The organism is Kitasatospora sp. NPDC101155, assembly GCF_044768305.1.
Classification (GTDB): domain Bacteria; phylum Actinomycetota; class Actinomycetes; order Streptomycetales; family Streptomycetaceae; genus Kitasatospora.
This window is the reverse complement of sequence record NZ_JBIWPN010000021.1, coordinates 50,577-66,293: the sequence shown is the minus strand read 5'-3', so window position 1 is coordinate 66,293 and position 15,717 is coordinate 50,577. Positions and strand designations below refer to the sequence as shown.

Genomic DNA, 15,717 nt, shown 5'->3' with positions numbered 1-15,717 from the left:
ATGCAACTATTGTGATGACACATAAAGCGCACCTGCAAACGGTTGCTGGGCATCCCCGCCGCCGACCCCACCGGGAGTCCGACCATGAGCACCAACCTCTTCAGCCCCTACACCCTGCGGGAACTGACCATCCCCAACCGGGTCTGGATGCCGCCGATGTGCCAGTACAGCGCTGCGCCGTCCGGCGAGGCCGCCGGGGTCCCGACCGACTGGCACTTCTCCCACCTCGCCGCGCGGGCCGCCGGCGGCACCGGGCTGATCATCGTCGAGGCCACCGCGATCACCCCCGAGGGGCGCATCAGCCCGTACGACCTCGGCCTCTGGAACGACACCCAGGTCGAGGCCTTCCGGCGGATCACCTCCTTCCTCAAGGAGCAGGGCACCGTCCCCGCCGTCCAGCTCGGCCACGCCGGGCGCAAGGCCTCCACCGAGCGGACCTGGGTGGACCGCGGGCGCGCCCTCACCCCGGACGAGGAGCACGGCTGGCAGCCGCTCGCCCCCAGCGCCGCCGCCTTCTCTCCCGAGCACAGCACCCCGGACGAGCTGACGGTAGATCAGATCCACGAGCTAGTACGCCAGTTCGCCGACGCCGCCCGGCGCGCGCTCGACGCGGGCTTCCAGGTCGTCGAGCTCCACGGCGCCCACGGCTACCTGATCCACCAGTTCCTCTCCCCGCAGAGCAACCACCGCACCGACGCCTACGGCGGCTCCTTCGAGGGCCGCATCCGCTTCGCCCTGGAGGTCGTCGACGCGGTGCGCGCGGTGTGGCCCGAGGAACTGCCGCTGTTCTTCCGCGTCTCCGCGACCGACTGGCTCACCGAGAACCCGCAGGACGGCCGCGAGGGCTGGACCTCGCAGGACACCGTCCGCCTCGCCAAGGAGCTCCAGGCGCACGGCGTGGACCTGCTGGACGTCTCCACCGGCGGCCTCGTCCCCGACGCCCTGATCGAGGCCGCGCCCGGCTTCCAGGTGCCCTTCGCCGAGGCGGTGCGGGAGGGGGCCGGCCTGCCGGTCGCCACCGTCGGCCTGATCACCGACCCCGCCCAGGCCCAGGACATCCTCGCCTCCGGCCGCGCCGACGCCGTCCTGATCGGCCGCGCGCTGCTGCGCGACCCCTTCTGGGCCCGCCACGCCGCCACCGAGCTCGGCGGCGAGGTCCACTCCCCCGTCCAGTACCACCGCGCCTGACGGCACCCGTACGACGGCCGCGGCCGCGGGAGTGGCCGGCGGGGGTGGCGCGGGGGGGGCGGCGGTCGGGGGTGGCGTGCCCAGCCCGTGAGCGCGGTGACGGCCGGCCCGGGGGCGTCGTTCGCGCCGGCGCCCCGCCCGCCGCGCCGGCCCCCGGCGGCGTCGGGCCGGCCGGCCCCCCGCCCGCGGCGGCTCGTGGCGGTGCCGGCCGGTCGGGGCGGGGCTCAGGCGTTGCCGCGGCCGAGGAAGTGGCCGGCGGTGGTGGCGCTGGTGGAGCGGCGGTCGTGGGAGGCGTGCCCAGCCCTTGAGCGCGGTGACGGCCGTCCCGGTGGCGTCGTTCGCGACGGCGCCGGCGGTGGGTCAGTCGAGGGCCAGGTTGGGCCCCGGCGCGCCAAGTGGCACGCACACGGGGCGGGGACGAACGGGGCGGAGCCCGCAACGCGAACCGCCCGCCGGCAGGGCTGTCGGCGGGCGGGGCTGAGGGGACCGAGGACCGGTCAGGCGAGCAGGTCGGACTGGAGGGTGACGACCTGGCGGAAGGCCGCGGCGGGGACGCCCTGGGGGTTGGTCATGGTGACCACGGCCACCACGTCGGAGGCGGACAGGTACGCCAGCCGGGTGGTCGGCACCCCCTGGCCGGCCGTCGCCGGGGAGTCCTTGAGCGTCACGTCGACGCCCTCGACGGTGTCCCAGTCGCTGTGCGGGGCGGTCTTCGCGTCGGGCGCGGCCTTGGCCGGGATGTCCGTGCGCAGGCTGGAGAAGGTGTTCCAGGCCTCGGCCGTGGAACCGAAGCGCAGCAGCCGGATCTGGGTGCGGGTGCCGTCGGAGGCCGTCCACTCCCGGACGGTGGCCGCCCGGCACACGTTCTGCAGGAGCAGCACGCGCAGCTTGGCCGCCTCCTTCTGCTCGGCGGCGATCGCGTCGCAGGGCACCCAGGAGGCGAGGGCCGTCCCGGCGGGCGCGGAGGGGGCGGCGGAGGCCGTGGGGGTGGTCGGGCTCGCACTCGCCGAGGGTTCGGCGGAGGGCGTGGCGGAGGAGGACGCCGAGGGGGTCGCGGTGGGCACCGGGAAGACCGGCGCGGTCAGGGAGCCGCCGGCCTCCTTGGGGGCGGGCAGCAGCAGGTAGCGCAGGTCCGCGTAGTGCAGCGCCTTGCCCTTGGTGTCCGGCGCGGCCTTACCCGAGGGCAGGGGCGGCAGGGTCAGGGGCGGGAAGGTGTAGCGGCCGTCGTTCGCGGTCGCCAGGCCCGGGATGTCGGTGCGCTCGGGGGTGGTGACGGTCAGCGCGGCGCCGGTGCCGGCAAGAGCGAACACCAGGACAGCGCAGCTCCAGCGCACGGCGGCCTTGCGGCGGCGGGTGCGCCGGGCGGCCTGCTCCTCGGGGGTTTCCAGGGGCTCCTGGGCTTCGGGGGTCTCGGGGGTTCCGGGGGTCTGCGCGGCCTCGGGGGCCTCGCCGGCCTCGGGGGTCTGCGCGGCCTCGACGGCCTCCGGCGCCTCCGGGGCTGCCGGGGTCGCGGCGGGGGCCGGGGCCTCGGCGGAGACGGGGGCGGGGGCCGGGGCGGTCGGGGCCGGCGCGGACTGCGGCGCGGCGGGCTGGTCGGTCATGCGGACGCTCCCGGAAGGGCGAGGCGGTCGAGCTGCAGGGTGAAGAGAGCCACGATCTTGTCCTTGGGCAGCGGTGCCACGCCCTCGGTCTCCATGACCACCAGGAGGTCGCCCTCGGCGGCCGAGCACTCCAGGTGGTCGATCGGCGCGGACGGCGGCGCCGGCATCAGGTAGCAGTGCGCCTCGGGGTGGCCGGGGATCTGCGGGCCGACGCGGAAGATGCCGGTGTCGCCGGTGAACATCGCGGTGTACTCGTTGATCTTCTGCACCTCCTGCTGGTTGAACTGGCGCAGCCGGAGCCCGATCACCAGGTCGTCCCCGCTGCTGCGGTAGGTCCGTACGCCGGTGCCCTTGATGTGCAGGCCCTCCCAGTAGGAACGGAGCTTCTCGCGCTTGTCCTTGGGGAGCTCCTGGAGGTCGGCCTCCAGCTCGTCGGCCAGCTGCCCGGTGCCGTACTCGTTGTCGTTGCCGTATCCGCCCTGGTCCGGGCCGAGTTCGTAGCCGGCCGGGACGGGCAGCAGCAGGTCGCGCAGGGAGCCGAAGTGGCTGCCGTTGGACTTGGCGCCGAACGGCGTGGCGCTCGCCGTCGGGACGGGCGCGCCGGTGGGGCCGGCGGCGGCCGGAGCGGGGTCGTCGTACTGGGTCTTGATGATGCCGATGCCGATCGCCACACCCACCAGCGCCGCCGCGGCGGTCGCGGCGCCCGCGCGCAGCAGGCGACGGGAGCCGGGGCGGGGGGCGGCGGGCGACTGCTCCGGGGCGAGTTCCGCGGCAGGCTGCTGCTCCGGAGCGGGCTCCGCAGCGGGCGACTGCTCCGGGGCGAGCTCCGCGGCGGGCGGGGTCGGTGCGGGGGTGTCCGGGGCGGACGGGGTTCCGGAGGGGGTTCCGGTCACGGTGTCGTTGGTCATACCAGCCGCTCCCACTGCTGCTTCGCAAGGTCCTTGAGGGCCCCGGAGTCCACCGGCTTGGGGCTGAAGATCTCCACCGACATCTGCACCGTGCCGCGCTTGGCGGTGGCGAAGCCGTAGTAGTACTGGTCGCTGCTGTCGGACCAGCGCTCGGGCACGTCGTCCACCGTGTAACCGCCGTTGGCGTCGTCGGCGAAGGGCTCCCCGTGGCGGGTCCTCGCTTCGCTGGAGTGGTCGGGCGTGTACTGGGTGAGCAGGACGCGGTACCTGATGTCGTCCTTCTTCCAGTTCACCCCGACCGCGCGCCGGAAGCCGGTGGAGTTCAGGTTCTTGAAGGCGAGCTCCGGCTTGTCGCTGAACTCGGCGAGGTCGCCGACCGACACCCAGCTCGGCTTGTCCGGCAGGTCGCTCCAGGGGCCGCTGCCGGCCGGGGCACTGATCAGCAGCTTGCGCAGGTCGCCGTCGATGGCCGGCGGCGCGGGCTGCTCGGCGGCGAAGGCGGCCGGGTCGACCACCTGGGCCGGGTAGGACGGGCGGGCGACCTGCAGCTTGGGCAGCGGCGTGGGCGGGCGCTGGGCCTGGATCGCGTAGCCGACGCCGCCGCCGGCCAGGGCGCCCAGCACCAGGGCGCAGGTGGACAGCAGCACCGGGCGGGGGCGGCGCAGGGCACGCGGCGCGGCCTCGGGCTCGGGCGCGGCCGTCGGGAGGTCGGGGCTGCCAGTCAACTCGCCTTCGGTGGGCGGGCTTTGGGGCTGCGGCGGGACGGGCGGCGCGGGCGGGGCAGCCGGCACGGCCGGGTCGGCGGCCGGCGCGGGCGGCGGCGTGGGTTCGGTGGTCACGGAAATGGCTCCAGAGGAGGCGGAAGGGGTGGCGTCGGAGGGCGGGCGCGGGCGCGGGCTCAGCCGCCGGAGGCGAGCCACTCGCGCTGGCGCTTCATCACGTCGCTCAGCAGCGCCTTGTCCGGCGTGCCCTTCACCTCGACGTCGATGGTGTACTGGACGTCGCCCTGGCTGCCGATGCCGGTCATCGAGCCGGTGAACGCCTCGTTCTTGGGCTTCTTCCGGAAGCCGTGGGCGTTCGGGTCGCCGTCGATGTCGATCGGCTCCTGCGACTTGATGTTGTAGAACTTGACGAACCTGCTCGCGATGTCGGCGGAGCCCAGGTGCAGCAGGGTGACCGTCACTTCGGCCTTGCCGTCGGCCGTCCGGTAGGTGCGGGTGGCACCGTCCTTGTAGCCCATGTCGCCGAGGAGGGTGTCGATGTCGTCCGGCTTGCCGAACATCTCGGAGACGTCGTCGTGGGTCAGCGCCATCCCGTCCACGGGCCCGTACGACTCGCCGCCGTCGGGGATCGGGAGCAGGAAGTACCGCAGGTCGCCCTCGTGCTTGGAGCCGTTGACCGTGCCCTTGACGGTGCTGGTGGGCTTGGGCTCGGTCGGGACGGCGGTCGGCACCGGGACCGGGGTCGCGGAGGGCGTCGCGCTCGCACTCGCGCTTGCGTTCGCGTTCGCCGAAGCGGTGGCGCGCGGGGCGGGCGCCGCGACGGCCGGGCGGCTGTCCGGTTTGCCGACCGCGACGGTCACCGCGGCGCTGGCCGCCGTGACGGCGAGCAGCCCGGCGGTGGCCAGCGCGACGCCGACGGCGCGGGGCAGACGGCGCGGGGCAGGGCCGGGTACGGGACCCGCGACGGCCTCGGGCACCGGCTCCACGGCGGGCTCCGGCACGACGGCGGGCTCCGGCTCCGCGACCGGCTTCGGCGGCGGATCGGTGAAAGCGCTCTCGTTTTCGGGCGCGGACAAAGGACTCCCCCAAGGGAAAAGTGGATTTCGCACGCGGACCACTCTCGGATTCCGCTCCCCCGCGGCTCTCCGGACCGTCCATCACGTGGCTCAGCAGGCATTATGAGAGTTCGATGACAGCGGTGCCAACAAAATCAACCACCGCACTCCCGCCCAAGATCCACAAATCGGACACGCCGTAATCCAAACGCAACCGGCCGACCGGTGCGCCGGGAAAAGGCCGGTGGGTCTTCGCGGCCGAACCGGTTCACCGCCCGGGCCACGGCGCCCCGGTGACCGGATGACAGGAGGTCGGGGCGCAGCGCCGGTCCCGCCCGGGCGGACGCCGCGCCCCTGACGACGTGTCGTCCGGTCGGCTTGAGTTCGAGCGCACTCCAAGTCCTACGGTTCCTGCCGTGGTCACCGGCCGGACGGTCGGGACCGGGTACGAGGAGAGGACAGGCGCCATGGGTGTTCCCGCGAACAAGACCGGTCTGCGGCAGGAGCGGTTCGACCGGGGCATGGAGATGCTCACCCGGGTCGACGGCGAGCGCGGCCTGCTGCCGGTCGCGACGGGCTGACGGCCCGCCGCGACCGGCGCGGCGGCCTGGTCTCAGCGCTGGGACTCGTAGGCGAAGACCGTCTTGCCGACGGCCGTCTGCAGCGGGGTCAGGCGGTCGACGAGCTGCTGGCGGTCGGTGCCGCGGCCGTCGGACCACTGGCCGAGGGTGGCCAGCATCGCGCGGCCGGCGCCGCTGAAGGCCTGGACCATGCCGCTGTCGGCGGGCAGGACGGGCAGCCCGGAGGCGGGCGGCGGGGCCTGGGCCCCGACCTCGAAATCCTCGAACTCCATGGAGAGTTGGGTGACCAGGTGGACGGTGTCCACCGGGTCCTCCATGGTGAACAGGGCCAGGTTGAACTGGTTGTTCTGGGGGTCCTTGTAGAGGGCGATCTGTTCGCCCAGGCAGCCCTTGCTCGCCTTGATCAGGGCGATCAGCCGGGGGCCGACCGAGTCGGGCTCAGTGCACGAGGCCAGGGTCGCGGAGCCGACCTTGGTGTAGACGGTGCCGTCGGCCGCCTTCACCTCGGCGGGGAAGACCTGGTCCAGCGGGATCTGGGGGCGGCCTGCGGCTGCCGGGGCGTTCGAGGCGGTCCGGCCGGTCGGGGCGGCCCCGGTGGACTCGGCGGCGGCGGGGGCCGCGGTGACCGGCGCGGAGGTCTGGGCGGCCGGGGCGGTGGTGTCGCCGGAGGGCTGCGTGACCTCGATGCCGAGGACGGTCAGCGCGGCGGCGCCGACGGCCAGGGCGGCGTTGCGCGGCCAGACCCGCTTGGGCGGCGGCTCACTGGCCCGACGGTGCGCCTCCTCCTCCATGGCCACGGACTTGACGAAATCGTCCCACTGCTCGTCATCGGACTTGCCCTGGCCTGCGCCCGGGTCGTTGTTTCGCATACCGACGCACCATAGTGATCATGACTGACACATCCAGCCCACGAACGATCACATCTTGATCAACTTGTGGCGTCCGGGCCGTGCGGGGGCGGCGGCCGGGAAGTGGGTGTGGGCGGCGTCGCCGGCCGGGTGGTCCCGGGCCTGCGCGACCGCCTGCTCGGCGACGCCGAGCAGGCGGTGATTCGGGAGAACTACGCGCGGGTGCGAGCGACCCTCGACTGGATCGAGACCGCGGTCGACACCGGGAAGGTCGACATGGGCGGCGAGCCGTCCCGCCCGCTCCGGGGTGAGTAGGCGATGCCCCGCGCCTCCGAGCGCGGTCGGCGACCGCCGAACGGCACGCCGACACCGTCCGCAGGGTCCTCTTCGAGGCCCGCCCCGCCGGGCCGACCGCCCGCGTCCACCGGGCCGGGGCGATCCCGCTGCGCCCCGGCCCGGTGGCACCGCTGCGGGGCGGTACGGCGTAGGGCCCGGTGGATCGGGGTTCGTGGTCAGGGGCCTCGCCCTACGTCCTTGACGGACGGGTCAGTTGGAGAAGTCCTGGGTGAGCCAGACGGTTCCACTGGCATCCCGGTGGACGGCGATGCCGATGTGGGTGAACTCGCTGCTGAGGATGTTCTTGCGGTGGCCGTCGTTCGGCGGCGTCTCGTTCAGCATGTCCTGGGTCAGGCTGACCGCCATGGCGGCGATGTCCTGGGCCGAGGTGGAAACCCCGTTGCCGTAGCCTATGTTCTCCCCGGCGGCGTTCCACTGGACGCCTGCGGCCGTCTCCCGCGCCCCCAACTCGGCCTCGCCCGGGCACTGGTGGGACATGCCGCAGCCGCCGGCCATCGTCTGGTCGTGGGCCCCGGCGCTGCTGGTCAGCCCCGACGTGATGGTGTAGGCGGGCAGACCCTGGGCGGCCCGCGCCTGGTTGATCAGTTTGAGGACCTGCTGCACGGCGTCCGAGCTCGAACCGGTCTGCGCGGCCGGGGCGGTGGGCGTGGCCGCGGGGGCGGGGGCGTGCGTGGCCGGGGCGGACGGGGACGACGACGCAGACGGGGACGACGGCGCGGACGGGGACGACGGCGCGGACGTGTGGGACGCCGGGGTCGGGGCCGGAGCGGAGGGCCGCGCCGAGTGGGAGCCCTGGGACTCGCCACCGGAACGCGCGGTCGCGGATTCCGGGGCGCGGGAGGCCGGGACGGACGGCGACGGCGAGGGGAGCGAGGCTTCGGCCGGGGCCGGAGCGGAGGGCCCTGCGGCCTGCGGGTCGGCCTGGTGGCGGTGCTGACCGTCGGAGTCGCTCTGGTTCCGGTGCTGGTGGTGCTCCTGCCACCCGGCGTGGCTCGCGTACGTGTGGGAGCCGGGCACGGCGGAGGCTCCGCTCGCGCTCAGCAGCGGCAGCATGAGGCCGGCGCCGGCGATCCCGGCGGTGGCGGCCAGACGCGGGGTGTGTCTCCGGCGCGCACGGCGATGCCGGCCGATACCTGAAGTCAGCATGGGGCGTCCCTCTGCGACGCCTGCGAGGTGAGCTGTCGGGTTCGGGCCGTGAGGTAGCCCGGCCGCACGCAGCGGCTTCACCCCTAGCCGCACCCGTCTCGTCCGCGAACGGACCGAGCAGGGCGCGGCGAACTACCTGGTTCCCCCGCTCCTGCCCGGTGCACTGCTCGACGTCCGGCCGACCGGTGGACAGGACTCGGCGTCCCGGCGGCAGGGTCCGCAGGTGCGAACAGGTTGCACGCTAGGCAGATCGGCCCGGAAGACACAAGTTCGTATCATGCACATCACATGGACATTCGGCGAAGATCTGATGGAATGCCAAATTAGCTGACAAAGCGCAGCATAATCACCCTAATCGGACAACTCTCCCGGCTGTCGATGCCGGGCGCGACGGCCGCCGCCCCCCGCCCGGAGTACTCCCGAGACCCGCTGCCGCACCAGATCCACCCCCACGATCTCGACTCGCACCTCCTCCCCCACCTCGGCGACCACGCCCTCGGTCTCCACCTCGATCCCGGCGAGCTCCGCCCCCGAGCGGATCTCCCCGACCGCGAGCCCTCGCAGAAGTGCCCACGCCTGGTCGCCCGGTGTGGGGTCGGTCCGCCAGCGGGCGCGCAACACGCCGTCGGGGTCGGGCAGTACGGCCGTGAGCAGCGGCTTGCGGTCGTCCGTACAGCAGGAGAGCAGGGCTGCGGCCCGGGCCCCGGCGGCCAGCTCGGCCAGGTCAGCGGGCTCCGGCTCCTCGGTGCCCATGCTGCTGATCCGGCCCTGCGCGTCCTCCCAGACCAGCTCGGCCGGGCCGTCCTGGGGGAGGTCGGCCAGCACTGCGGCGACATCGGTGCTCAGGTCGGGCCAGACGGAGAGCATGGCCCGCGGCGCGAGGCCGGCCCGTACCGTTTCGAGCGTGTCGGGTGTCAACCGGTGCCATCGGGTGGCGTTGTGGAGGTAGCCCTCCTCCAGGAGCAGCGACTGTTCGAGCAGCAGGTGGCGCAGCCGGGCCCAGAAGGTCTCGTCGGCCGGACGCTGTTCGTCGGAGCGTTCCTCGGGCTCGTACGGGGAGGCGCTCAGTGGTTCGGGGAAGAGGCCGAGCGCCCGAGTCCGTTCCACCGCCCGGGGGCACGGCACCCGGCTGCCCAGGTACATGTACAGGTCCCACCCGATGTGGACCTCGAACCGGCCGGCCGCCTCCAGCCGGCAGTAGAACCCGTCCCCGCGCAGCATCCCGCGCACCACCTCCACGGCGACCGAGAGCGGGATCTCCTCGCCGTCGTGGTACGGGGACGGGGCGTGCGGCTCCCGGACGGCCAGCCGGGTCACCCCGCTCTCGCACGCGAAGTCCTCGACGGCGCGCAGGTACGCGGCTTCGACCGGACCGTGGTCGCTCTCGCTGTCCTCGGTACCGACGTAGTGGCCTCGCTCGTCGCGGTCGGCAGGGTCGTACTTGGTCACTCGGTACACGTACTCCACCGGGCTCACGGTATCCCCGCAGTCGGCCCGCGCAGCACCCGTACCCCAGCACGTACGGCAGCCTGCCCGGCGACCGCGAGGCCTTCGAGCGGGATCTGACTCACGAACAGGTCCGGGGTCCACTGCAGCCGCTCTTCACCCGGCACCAGTGCCACCGCCCCTTTGAACATGACGCCGGCTGTCCTGGCACTCGAAGGATCAGCGAGGAAGTGTGACGCCCCCGAGCCGGCTGGGCAGTACACCCGGGTCCGCCCTCGCCCGGGCCGGCGCCCACGACTGCGCCGACACCCTGCTCACCGACCTCGCCCTCCTCGGCGGTCACGTCTCCGAGCCCGCCGAGCACCTGGTACTCAGTCGGCGCGGGCGCTGCCGAAGGTACGGCGGTAGGCGCCGGGGGTGGTGCCGAGGGCGGCGCGGAAGCGGCGGCGCAGGTTGACGGCGGAGGCCAGGCCGACCCGCACGGCGACGGCCTCCACCGGCAGGTCGGTCTGCTCCAGCAGCGCCCGGGTGGCGTCGATGCGCCGGGCCAGCAGCCACTGGCCGGGGCTGGTGCCCAGCTGCTCGGCGAAGCGCCGGGCCAGGGTGCGCCCGGAGAGCCCGGCGCGGGCGGCGAGGTCCTCCACGGCCAGCCGCTCCCCCAGGTGTTCCTCGGCCCACTCCAGCAGCGGGGCCAGCGACTCGTCCGCCCGGGCGGGCACCGGGACGGCGGCGTACTGCAGCTGGCTGCCTTCGCGGTGCGGGGGCAGCACCATGTGCCGGGCGACCTGGGCGGCGTAGGCCGCGCCGTGGTCGCGGCGCAGCAGGTGCAGGCACAGGTCGATGCCCGCGCCGGAGCCGGCGCTGGTGGCGACGTCGCCGTGGTCGACGTACAGCACGTCCCGGTCGACCGTCAGGGCCGGGTACTCGGCGGCGAGTTGGGCGGTGCGGGCCCAGTGGGTGGTGGCGCGGCGCCCGTCCAGCAGTCCGGCCTGGGCCAGGACGAAGGCGCCGCTGCAGATGGACACGATCCGGGCGCCGCGGGCGTGGGCGGCGCGCAGCGCGTCCAGGACGGCGGGCGGCACCGGGGAGCCGGGCGGCTGCCAGCCGGGGACGACCACGGTGTCGGCCCGCTCCAGCGCCTCCAGGCCCGCGTGGACCAGCAGCGGGACGCCGAGGGTGGTCGGCACCGGGCCGGGGGTCCGGGTGCACAAGGTGAAGTCGTAGTGGGAGGGCAGCCCGGCGCGTTCGGTGCCGAAGGCCTCGGCGGCGCAGGCGAGTTCGAAGGGTGCCTGGGGTGTGCCGAGCAGGGCCACCACGCGGTGGCGGGCCGGGTTCGCGGCGGGGGCGTCCATGGCAGGAATGTACCTGAGGATGTCTTTTGGGACTCTGGGACGGTGGGGGCGGCGGCGGCCACAGTGGGGGGCATGAGCGAGAACGACGGGAACGACGGGCTGAAGACGACGCTGCTGGCCGAGGACGTGGAGCCGGTCGAGGTGGGGCCGGGGATCGTGCGGCGGCGGCTGACGGCCACCGGGTACGCGCGCGGCTGGCTGATCGACTTCGCGCCGGGCAGCCAGTGGCCGGAGGTGGACGTGCACCACACCGAGGAGCGCTACTACGTGCTCAGCGGCGAGGTGATCGAGGGGGACGAGCGGCACCCGGCGGGCAGCTACGTGGTGTTCGCGCCGGGCAGCAGCCACCGGCCGCGCACCGAGACCGGCGCGCGGATGCTCGGCATCACCCTGGGCTCCGCCTGACGGACCACCGGGGGCCGGGACGGGTTCGGCCTTGAACGGATCGCCCTGCGGCGCCGCTCGCGTGCGTTCCGGCGTGGACCGGACCCGGCGGGCGTCCTGGACGCCCGCCGGGAAGCGGGTGGCGGCGCGGAGGCGGGTGGCGGCGCGGCGCACCGTGGTGCGTCGCGCCTCCGAGCCGTCAGCTCCCGTTCTGCCGCCGCCCGCGCTTGGCCGGGCGGCGGCTCGGTGTCTGCCCATCCACCGGCAGTCCCAGGTGCGCGAGCACCTCGCGCACGGCGAGGCGCCCGGCCTTGCGGTAGGAGTGCTCGCTGGTGTCCACGGCGTGCACGACGGTGTGGTACACCACCAGCGCCAACGCCACGGGGATGCCTGGCAGTTGCTCGGCCAGTTCCAGGTGGACGCCCTCGGCCAGCGCGGCGTGGTAGCGGGCGAGGTCCTCCGGCGTCGGGTCGCCGTGCACGGTGGCGCCGGCGGCGGCCTCCAGGTGCAGGCCCTCCTCCCACGGCTCGAAGTCCACCGTGGCGTCGGCGACGTCGCTCGGGCAGCCCGCCTGGAACACGTAGCGGGCCCGCACGCCGCGCACGGGGCGGGGCGGGAAGGCCGTCATCGGCTCGGGGCCGTCCATCGCTGCTCCGACCGGTCGCTCAGTCCGTCAGGAGTAGGTGATCTCGACCGAGGTGACGACGACGTCCGCGACCGGGCGGTCGTCCTCGGTGGGCGTGGTGGCGATCGCGTCGACGACGGCCTTGGAGGCGGCGTCGGCGACCTGGCCGAAGATGGTGTGGCGGCGGTTGAGGTGGGTGGGGGTGCCCACCGTGATGAAGAACTGCGAACCGTTGGTGCCCGGGCCGGAGTTGGCCATCGCCAGCAGGTAGGGCTTGGTGAAGAACAGCTCCGGGTGGAACTCGTCCGCGAAGGCGTAGCCCGGGCCGCCGGTGCCGGTGCCGGTCGGGTCGCCGCCCTGGATCATGAAGCCCGCGATCACCCGGTGGAACAGGGTGCCGTCGTAGTACGGGCCGCTGCCCGGCTCGCCGGTGCGCGGGTCGGTGTACTCCCGGGTGCCCTCGGCGAGTTCGACGAAGTTGCGGACCGTCTTCGGCGCGTGGAACGGGAACAGTTCCAGCCGGATCGGGCCGGCCGTGGTGTGCAGGGTGGCGAACCGGGCAGTGGCCACGGGTGACTCCTCGGGTCGTTCAGTCGATCATCAGGGCTTTCGGGTCGGCATCCTGGCACAGTAGGGGGTTCGGGGCCGAACCGGGTGGGCCGGAAGAGGAAAAGGGGTGACCGTGGTGGTCGGTGCGGCACTGGTGGCGCTGCTGGTGCTGACGCTCGCCGGGTGCGGGTGCGTGGTGTGGGCCGAGCGCGGCGGGCCGCGCTGGGTGCGCGCGGTCGCGGCCGTCACGCTCGGCGCGGGCGAGGTGCTGCGGCGCCTTGAGCGCAGTCAGCGCAGGCGGCGCAGGAGTGTGAGCGGCGGGGACGGCGGCGCCGGGGACTGAGCGGCCCGGCGGCTGAGACACGCGTATCCCCGGCCGTCGCCGTGACGGCGGCGACGGCCGGGGAGGTACGGGGGTGTCAGCTCTCGGCGGAGCGGCGGCGGGAGATCGCGACCAGCGCGGCCCCGGCGGCGAGGGCCGCGGCGGCGCCGCCGGCCTCCCAGCCGAGCCCGTCGGTGCCGGTGGCGGCGAGCGTGCCGGTGCGGGTGGCGGTGGCCTCGGCGTCCGCGCCCGTACCCGTGGCGGCGGCGCCGGAGCCGGTGGTGCCGGTGGTGGTGGTCTCGGTCAGGGCGGCCGGCTGGACGGTCTGCGGCTGCTGGGCGCCCTGGTCCTGCTGCCCGGCGGGCTTGTCGGCGGGCTTGTCGGCGGGCTTGTTCGCGGCGGCCTCGTCCAGGGCGCGGGCCTTGGCCCAGCCCTCGTTGAGGAAGGCCAGGATGTCGGCGTCGCTGCCGTCCATCGCCTTGCCCGCCGCCTCGCGCACGGCCGGGCCGCCGGAGGCCATGATCTGGGAGACCTTCACCCGGTTGTCGTCGGAGCGCAGCTTGGGCAGCTCGACCTGCAGGAAGTGGGCCACGTCGGCCGGGGTGCCGTTGAGCGCCTTCTGGGCGGCCTCGGCGGTGGCCCGGCTGATGTTCTTGTCGGCCAGGACGACCAGCACCGCGACGCGGTCGTCCTCGGCCTGGGCGGCGGGCCAGCCCTCCTTGAGGAACTTGGTGATGTCCGCGTCGCTGCCGTTCATCGCCTTGATGGCCCCCTCGCGCACGGCGCGGCCGCCGGAGGCGATGAGCTGGGCGACCTTCACCTGGTTGTCGATGGCGCGCTGCTGGGGCAGCTCGGTCTCCAGGAAGTGCCGCAGCTCGGCCGCACCGCCCTTGAGGGCCTTCTCGGCCGCCTCGCGCACCCCGGGCCCGGTCTCCTTGTCCGCGAGGATCCGCTGGATCTCGGCGCGGTCCTGGTCCTCGGCCTGGGCGGCGGGCCAGCCCTCCTTGAGGAACTGCGCGATGGCCGCGTCGCCGCCGTCCAGCGCCTTGCCGGCCGCCTCGCGCACGGCCGGGCCGCCGGAGGCCATGATCTGGGACACCTTCACCCGGGTGTCGTCACCGCGCTGCTTAGCCAGATCGACCTCCAGGAAGTGCCGCAGCTCGGCCGCACCGCCCTTGAGGGCCTTCTCGGCCGCCTCGCGCACCCCGGGCCCGGTCTCCTTGTCGGCCAGGATCCGCTGGATCTCGGCGCGGTCGCGCTGCTCCTGGCCGTCGGTACCCTCGGTGGGGGCGGCGTCCGGCGCGGAACCCGATGCGGTGTCAGGACCGGAGACGCCGGCCGGCTGAGGGGCGTCGGCGGCCGAGGCCGTCGAGGGGAACAGCACGGCGGGGGCCAGGACGGCGGCCGCGACGACAGCGGACACCCGGGGCAGCTTCATGCAGCGGAACCTGCTTCTTCATGTGAAGGGATCGTGAACGCCCCACAGCATAGATCCTCTTTTGCTTTTGCCATACCAAGTATTTATCCGGGCCGCCGGACCCCGTCCGAAGGCGTGTCTCGCCTGGTCAAGTACGCCGCTAGGGTGGGCGGATGAGCTTCCATCTGGTCGTCGGACACGGGCCCGCCGGGGCCGCCACCGCCCGCCTGCTGGCCGAACAGGGCCGCCGGGTCCGGGTCGTCACCCGCACCGGGCGCCCTGCCGGGCAGGCCGTCGAGGGCGTCGAACACCTCGCCCTCGACGCGAGCGACCCCGCCGGGCTGGCGCAGGCCGCCCGCGGCGCCGTCGCGCTCTACGGCTGCGCCGCGCCGCCGCTGCCGCAGTGGACCGAGCGCTGGCCCGCCCTCAACTCCGCGCTGTGCGCGGCGGCCGAGGACAGCGGCGCGGTGCTGGTCATGCTCGGCAACCTGTACGGCTACGGCCCGGTCGAGCGTCCGATGACCGAGGACCTGCCGCTGGCCGCGACCGGTCCCAAGGGGCGGGTGCGGGCGGCGGCCTGGGAGCAGGCCCGGGCGCTGCACGAGGCCGGGCGGATCCGGGCCGTGGAGGTGCGGGCCTCGGACTTCTTCGGACCGGGTGTCACCGACGGCGGCCACCTGGCCGCCCGGGCGATGCCGGGCCTGCTCAAGGGCCGCTCCGTCGCCGTCCTCGGCGACCCGGACACCCCGCACAGCTGGACCTACCTGCCGGACGTGGCACGGGCGTTGGTCGAGGTCGCGGGCGAGGAAAGCGCCTGGGGCCGGGCCTGGCACGTGCCCACCACCCCCGCCCTGTCGGTGCGGTCGATGGTCGATCGCCTGGCCGCGGAGGCCGGCACCGGCCCGGTCGCGGTACGCCGCCTGTCCCCCGTCCTGCTCGGCGTGGCCGGGCTGTTCTCCCCGCTGCTGCGCGAACTGCGCGAGGTCCGCTACCAGTTCGACCGCCCGTTCACCGTGGACGCCTCCGCTTACGAGGCGGAGTTCGCGGTCCGGGCCACGCCGCTGGCGGAGCAGCTCGCGGCGACGGTCGGCTGGTGGCGCGAGCGGCTGGAGGGGCCTGCGGCGCGGTAGGTGACGGGCCGACGGACGGGGCGGTCGCGGCGCGTGACAGGAAGGTCGACACCAGCGACGCCTTCCGGGACGACACTGACCAGCCG

15 protein-coding genes, 1 pseudogene and 1 riboswitch are annotated in these 15,717 nt (G+C 74.4%); of the genes and pseudogenes, 5 read left to right on the top strand and 11 right to left on the bottom strand.

Annotated features, from left to right (window positions below; translation table 11 throughout):
• Nucleotides 1-84: 84 nt before the first annotated feature.
• Nucleotides 85-1,188: an NADH:flavin oxidoreductase/NADH oxidase gene (locus ACIRYZ_RS27665; protein WP_402949035.1), complete on the top strand. Its 1,104-nt coding sequence runs from the start codon at nucleotides 85-87 to the stop codon at nucleotides 1,186-1,188.
• A 497-nt stretch (nucleotides 1,189-1,685) separates the two neighbouring features.
• On the opposite strand, the gene ACIRYZ_RS27660 is transcribed toward ACIRYZ_RS27665, so the two are convergent.
• The 5 genes from ACIRYZ_RS27660 to ACIRYZ_RS27640 all read right to left on the bottom strand — a co-directional run bounded on the left by ACIRYZ_RS27660 (nucleotide 1,686) and on the right by ACIRYZ_RS27640 (nucleotide 6,924).
• Nucleotides 1,686-2,789, bottom strand: coding sequence for a hypothetical protein (locus tag ACIRYZ_RS27660; RefSeq protein ID WP_402949032.1), 1,104 nt, complete (start codon nucleotides 2,787-2,789; stop codon nucleotides 1,686-1,688).
• Nucleotides 2,786-3,697: a hypothetical protein gene (locus tag ACIRYZ_RS27655; RefSeq protein ID WP_402949030.1), complete on the bottom strand. Its 912-nt coding sequence runs from the start codon at nucleotides 3,695-3,697 to the stop codon at nucleotides 2,786-2,788. Before ACIRYZ_RS27655 ends, ACIRYZ_RS27660 begins: the two co-directional genes overlap by 4 nt.
• On the bottom strand, nucleotides 3,694-4,536 hold the full coding sequence (locus ACIRYZ_RS27650; protein ID WP_402949027.1) for a hypothetical protein: 843 nt from the start codon (nucleotides 4,534-4,536) through the stop codon (nucleotides 3,694-3,696). Before ACIRYZ_RS27650 ends, ACIRYZ_RS27655 begins: the two co-directional genes overlap by 4 nt.
• Before the next feature lie 59 nt (nucleotides 4,537-4,595).
• Entirely contained in the window at nucleotides 4,596-5,495 is a 900-nt protein-coding gene (locus ACIRYZ_RS27645; RefSeq protein ID WP_402949024.1) for a hypothetical protein, read from the bottom strand.
• A 592-nt stretch (nucleotides 5,496-6,087) separates the two neighbouring features.
• Nucleotides 6,088-6,924, bottom strand: a complete 837-nt coding sequence (locus ACIRYZ_RS27640; RefSeq protein WP_402949022.1) for a hypothetical protein — start codon at nucleotides 6,922-6,924, stop codon at nucleotides 6,088-6,090.
• 120 nt (nucleotides 6,925-7,044) lie between these two features.
• Between ACIRYZ_RS27640 and ACIRYZ_RS27635 the strand changes: the two are divergent.
• Nucleotides 7,045-7,218, top strand: a pseudogene (locus tag ACIRYZ_RS27635) (DUF6192 family protein); the annotation flags it as partial.
• Between the two features lie 231 nt (nucleotides 7,219-7,449).
• Here the strand turns inward: ACIRYZ_RS27635 and ACIRYZ_RS27630 are convergent.
• From ACIRYZ_RS27630 to ACIRYZ_RS27620, 3 genes are all read right to left on the bottom strand, one after another.
• Nucleotides 7,450-8,406, bottom strand: a complete 957-nt coding sequence (locus ACIRYZ_RS27630; protein ID WP_402949019.1) for a CAP domain-containing protein — start codon at nucleotides 8,404-8,406, stop codon at nucleotides 7,450-7,452.
• A gap of 2 nt (nucleotides 8,407-8,408) precedes the next feature.
• A riboswitch (cyclic di-AMP (ydaO/yuaA leader) is annotated at nucleotides 8,409-8,577 on the bottom strand.
• A 180-nt stretch (nucleotides 8,578-8,757) separates the two neighbouring features.
• The gene (locus ACIRYZ_RS27625; RefSeq protein ID WP_402949017.1) at nucleotides 8,758-9,873 is read right to left on the bottom strand and encodes an RNA-binding protein; all 1,116 of its coding nucleotides are present in this window, start codon (nucleotides 9,871-9,873) and stop codon (nucleotides 8,758-8,760) included.
• 350 nt (nucleotides 9,874-10,223) lie between these two features.
• Nucleotides 10,224-11,204: a helix-turn-helix domain-containing protein gene (locus tag ACIRYZ_RS27620; protein ID WP_402949014.1), complete on the bottom strand. Its 981-nt coding sequence runs from the start codon at nucleotides 11,202-11,204 to the stop codon at nucleotides 10,224-10,226.
• 72 nt (nucleotides 11,205-11,276) lie between these two features.
• Between ACIRYZ_RS27620 and ACIRYZ_RS27615 the strand changes: the two genes are divergently transcribed.
• Entirely contained in the window at nucleotides 11,277-11,609 is a 333-nt protein-coding gene (locus ACIRYZ_RS27615; protein WP_402949011.1) for a cupin domain-containing protein, read from the top strand.
• A 178-nt stretch (nucleotides 11,610-11,787) separates the two neighbouring features.
• Here ACIRYZ_RS27615 and ACIRYZ_RS27610 read toward each other — a convergent pair whose 3' ends face one another.
• Both ACIRYZ_RS27610 and ACIRYZ_RS27605 read right to left on the bottom strand, forming a co-directional pair.
• Nucleotides 11,788-12,234 carry a hypothetical protein gene (locus ACIRYZ_RS27610; RefSeq protein WP_402949009.1) on the bottom strand — a complete coding sequence of 149 codons (447 nt, stop codon included), beginning with the start codon at nucleotides 12,232-12,234 and terminating at the stop codon, nucleotides 11,788-11,790.
• A 27-nt stretch (nucleotides 12,235-12,261) separates the two neighbouring features.
• Nucleotides 12,262-12,783: a peptidylprolyl isomerase gene (locus ACIRYZ_RS27605; protein ID WP_402949007.1), complete on the bottom strand. Its 522-nt coding sequence runs from the start codon at nucleotides 12,781-12,783 to the stop codon at nucleotides 12,262-12,264.
• 106 nt (nucleotides 12,784-12,889) lie between these two features.
• Here ACIRYZ_RS27605 and ACIRYZ_RS27600 point away from each other — a divergent pair, with 106 nt between their 5' ends.
• The gene (locus tag ACIRYZ_RS27600) at nucleotides 12,890-13,105 is read left to right on the top strand and encodes a hypothetical protein (RefSeq protein ID WP_402949005.1); all 216 of its coding nucleotides are present in this window, start codon (nucleotides 12,890-12,892) and stop codon (nucleotides 13,103-13,105) included.
• 76 nt (nucleotides 13,106-13,181) lie between these two features.
• Here ACIRYZ_RS27600 and ACIRYZ_RS27595 read toward each other — a convergent pair whose 3' ends face one another.
• Nucleotides 13,182-14,522: an ALF repeat-containing protein gene (locus ACIRYZ_RS27595; protein WP_402949002.1), complete on the bottom strand. Its 1,341-nt coding sequence runs from the start codon at nucleotides 14,520-14,522 to the stop codon at nucleotides 13,182-13,184.
• Nucleotides 14,523-14,674: 152 nt separating this feature from the next.
• On the opposite strand from ACIRYZ_RS27595, the gene ACIRYZ_RS27590 reads away from it, so the two are divergent.
• Nucleotides 14,675-15,631 (top strand): NAD-dependent epimerase/dehydratase family protein, encoded by a 957-nt coding sequence (locus ACIRYZ_RS27590; protein ID WP_402949000.1) that lies wholly within the window; start codon nucleotides 14,675-14,677, stop codon nucleotides 15,629-15,631.
• The last annotated feature ends 86 nt before the right edge of the window (nucleotides 15,632-15,717 follow it).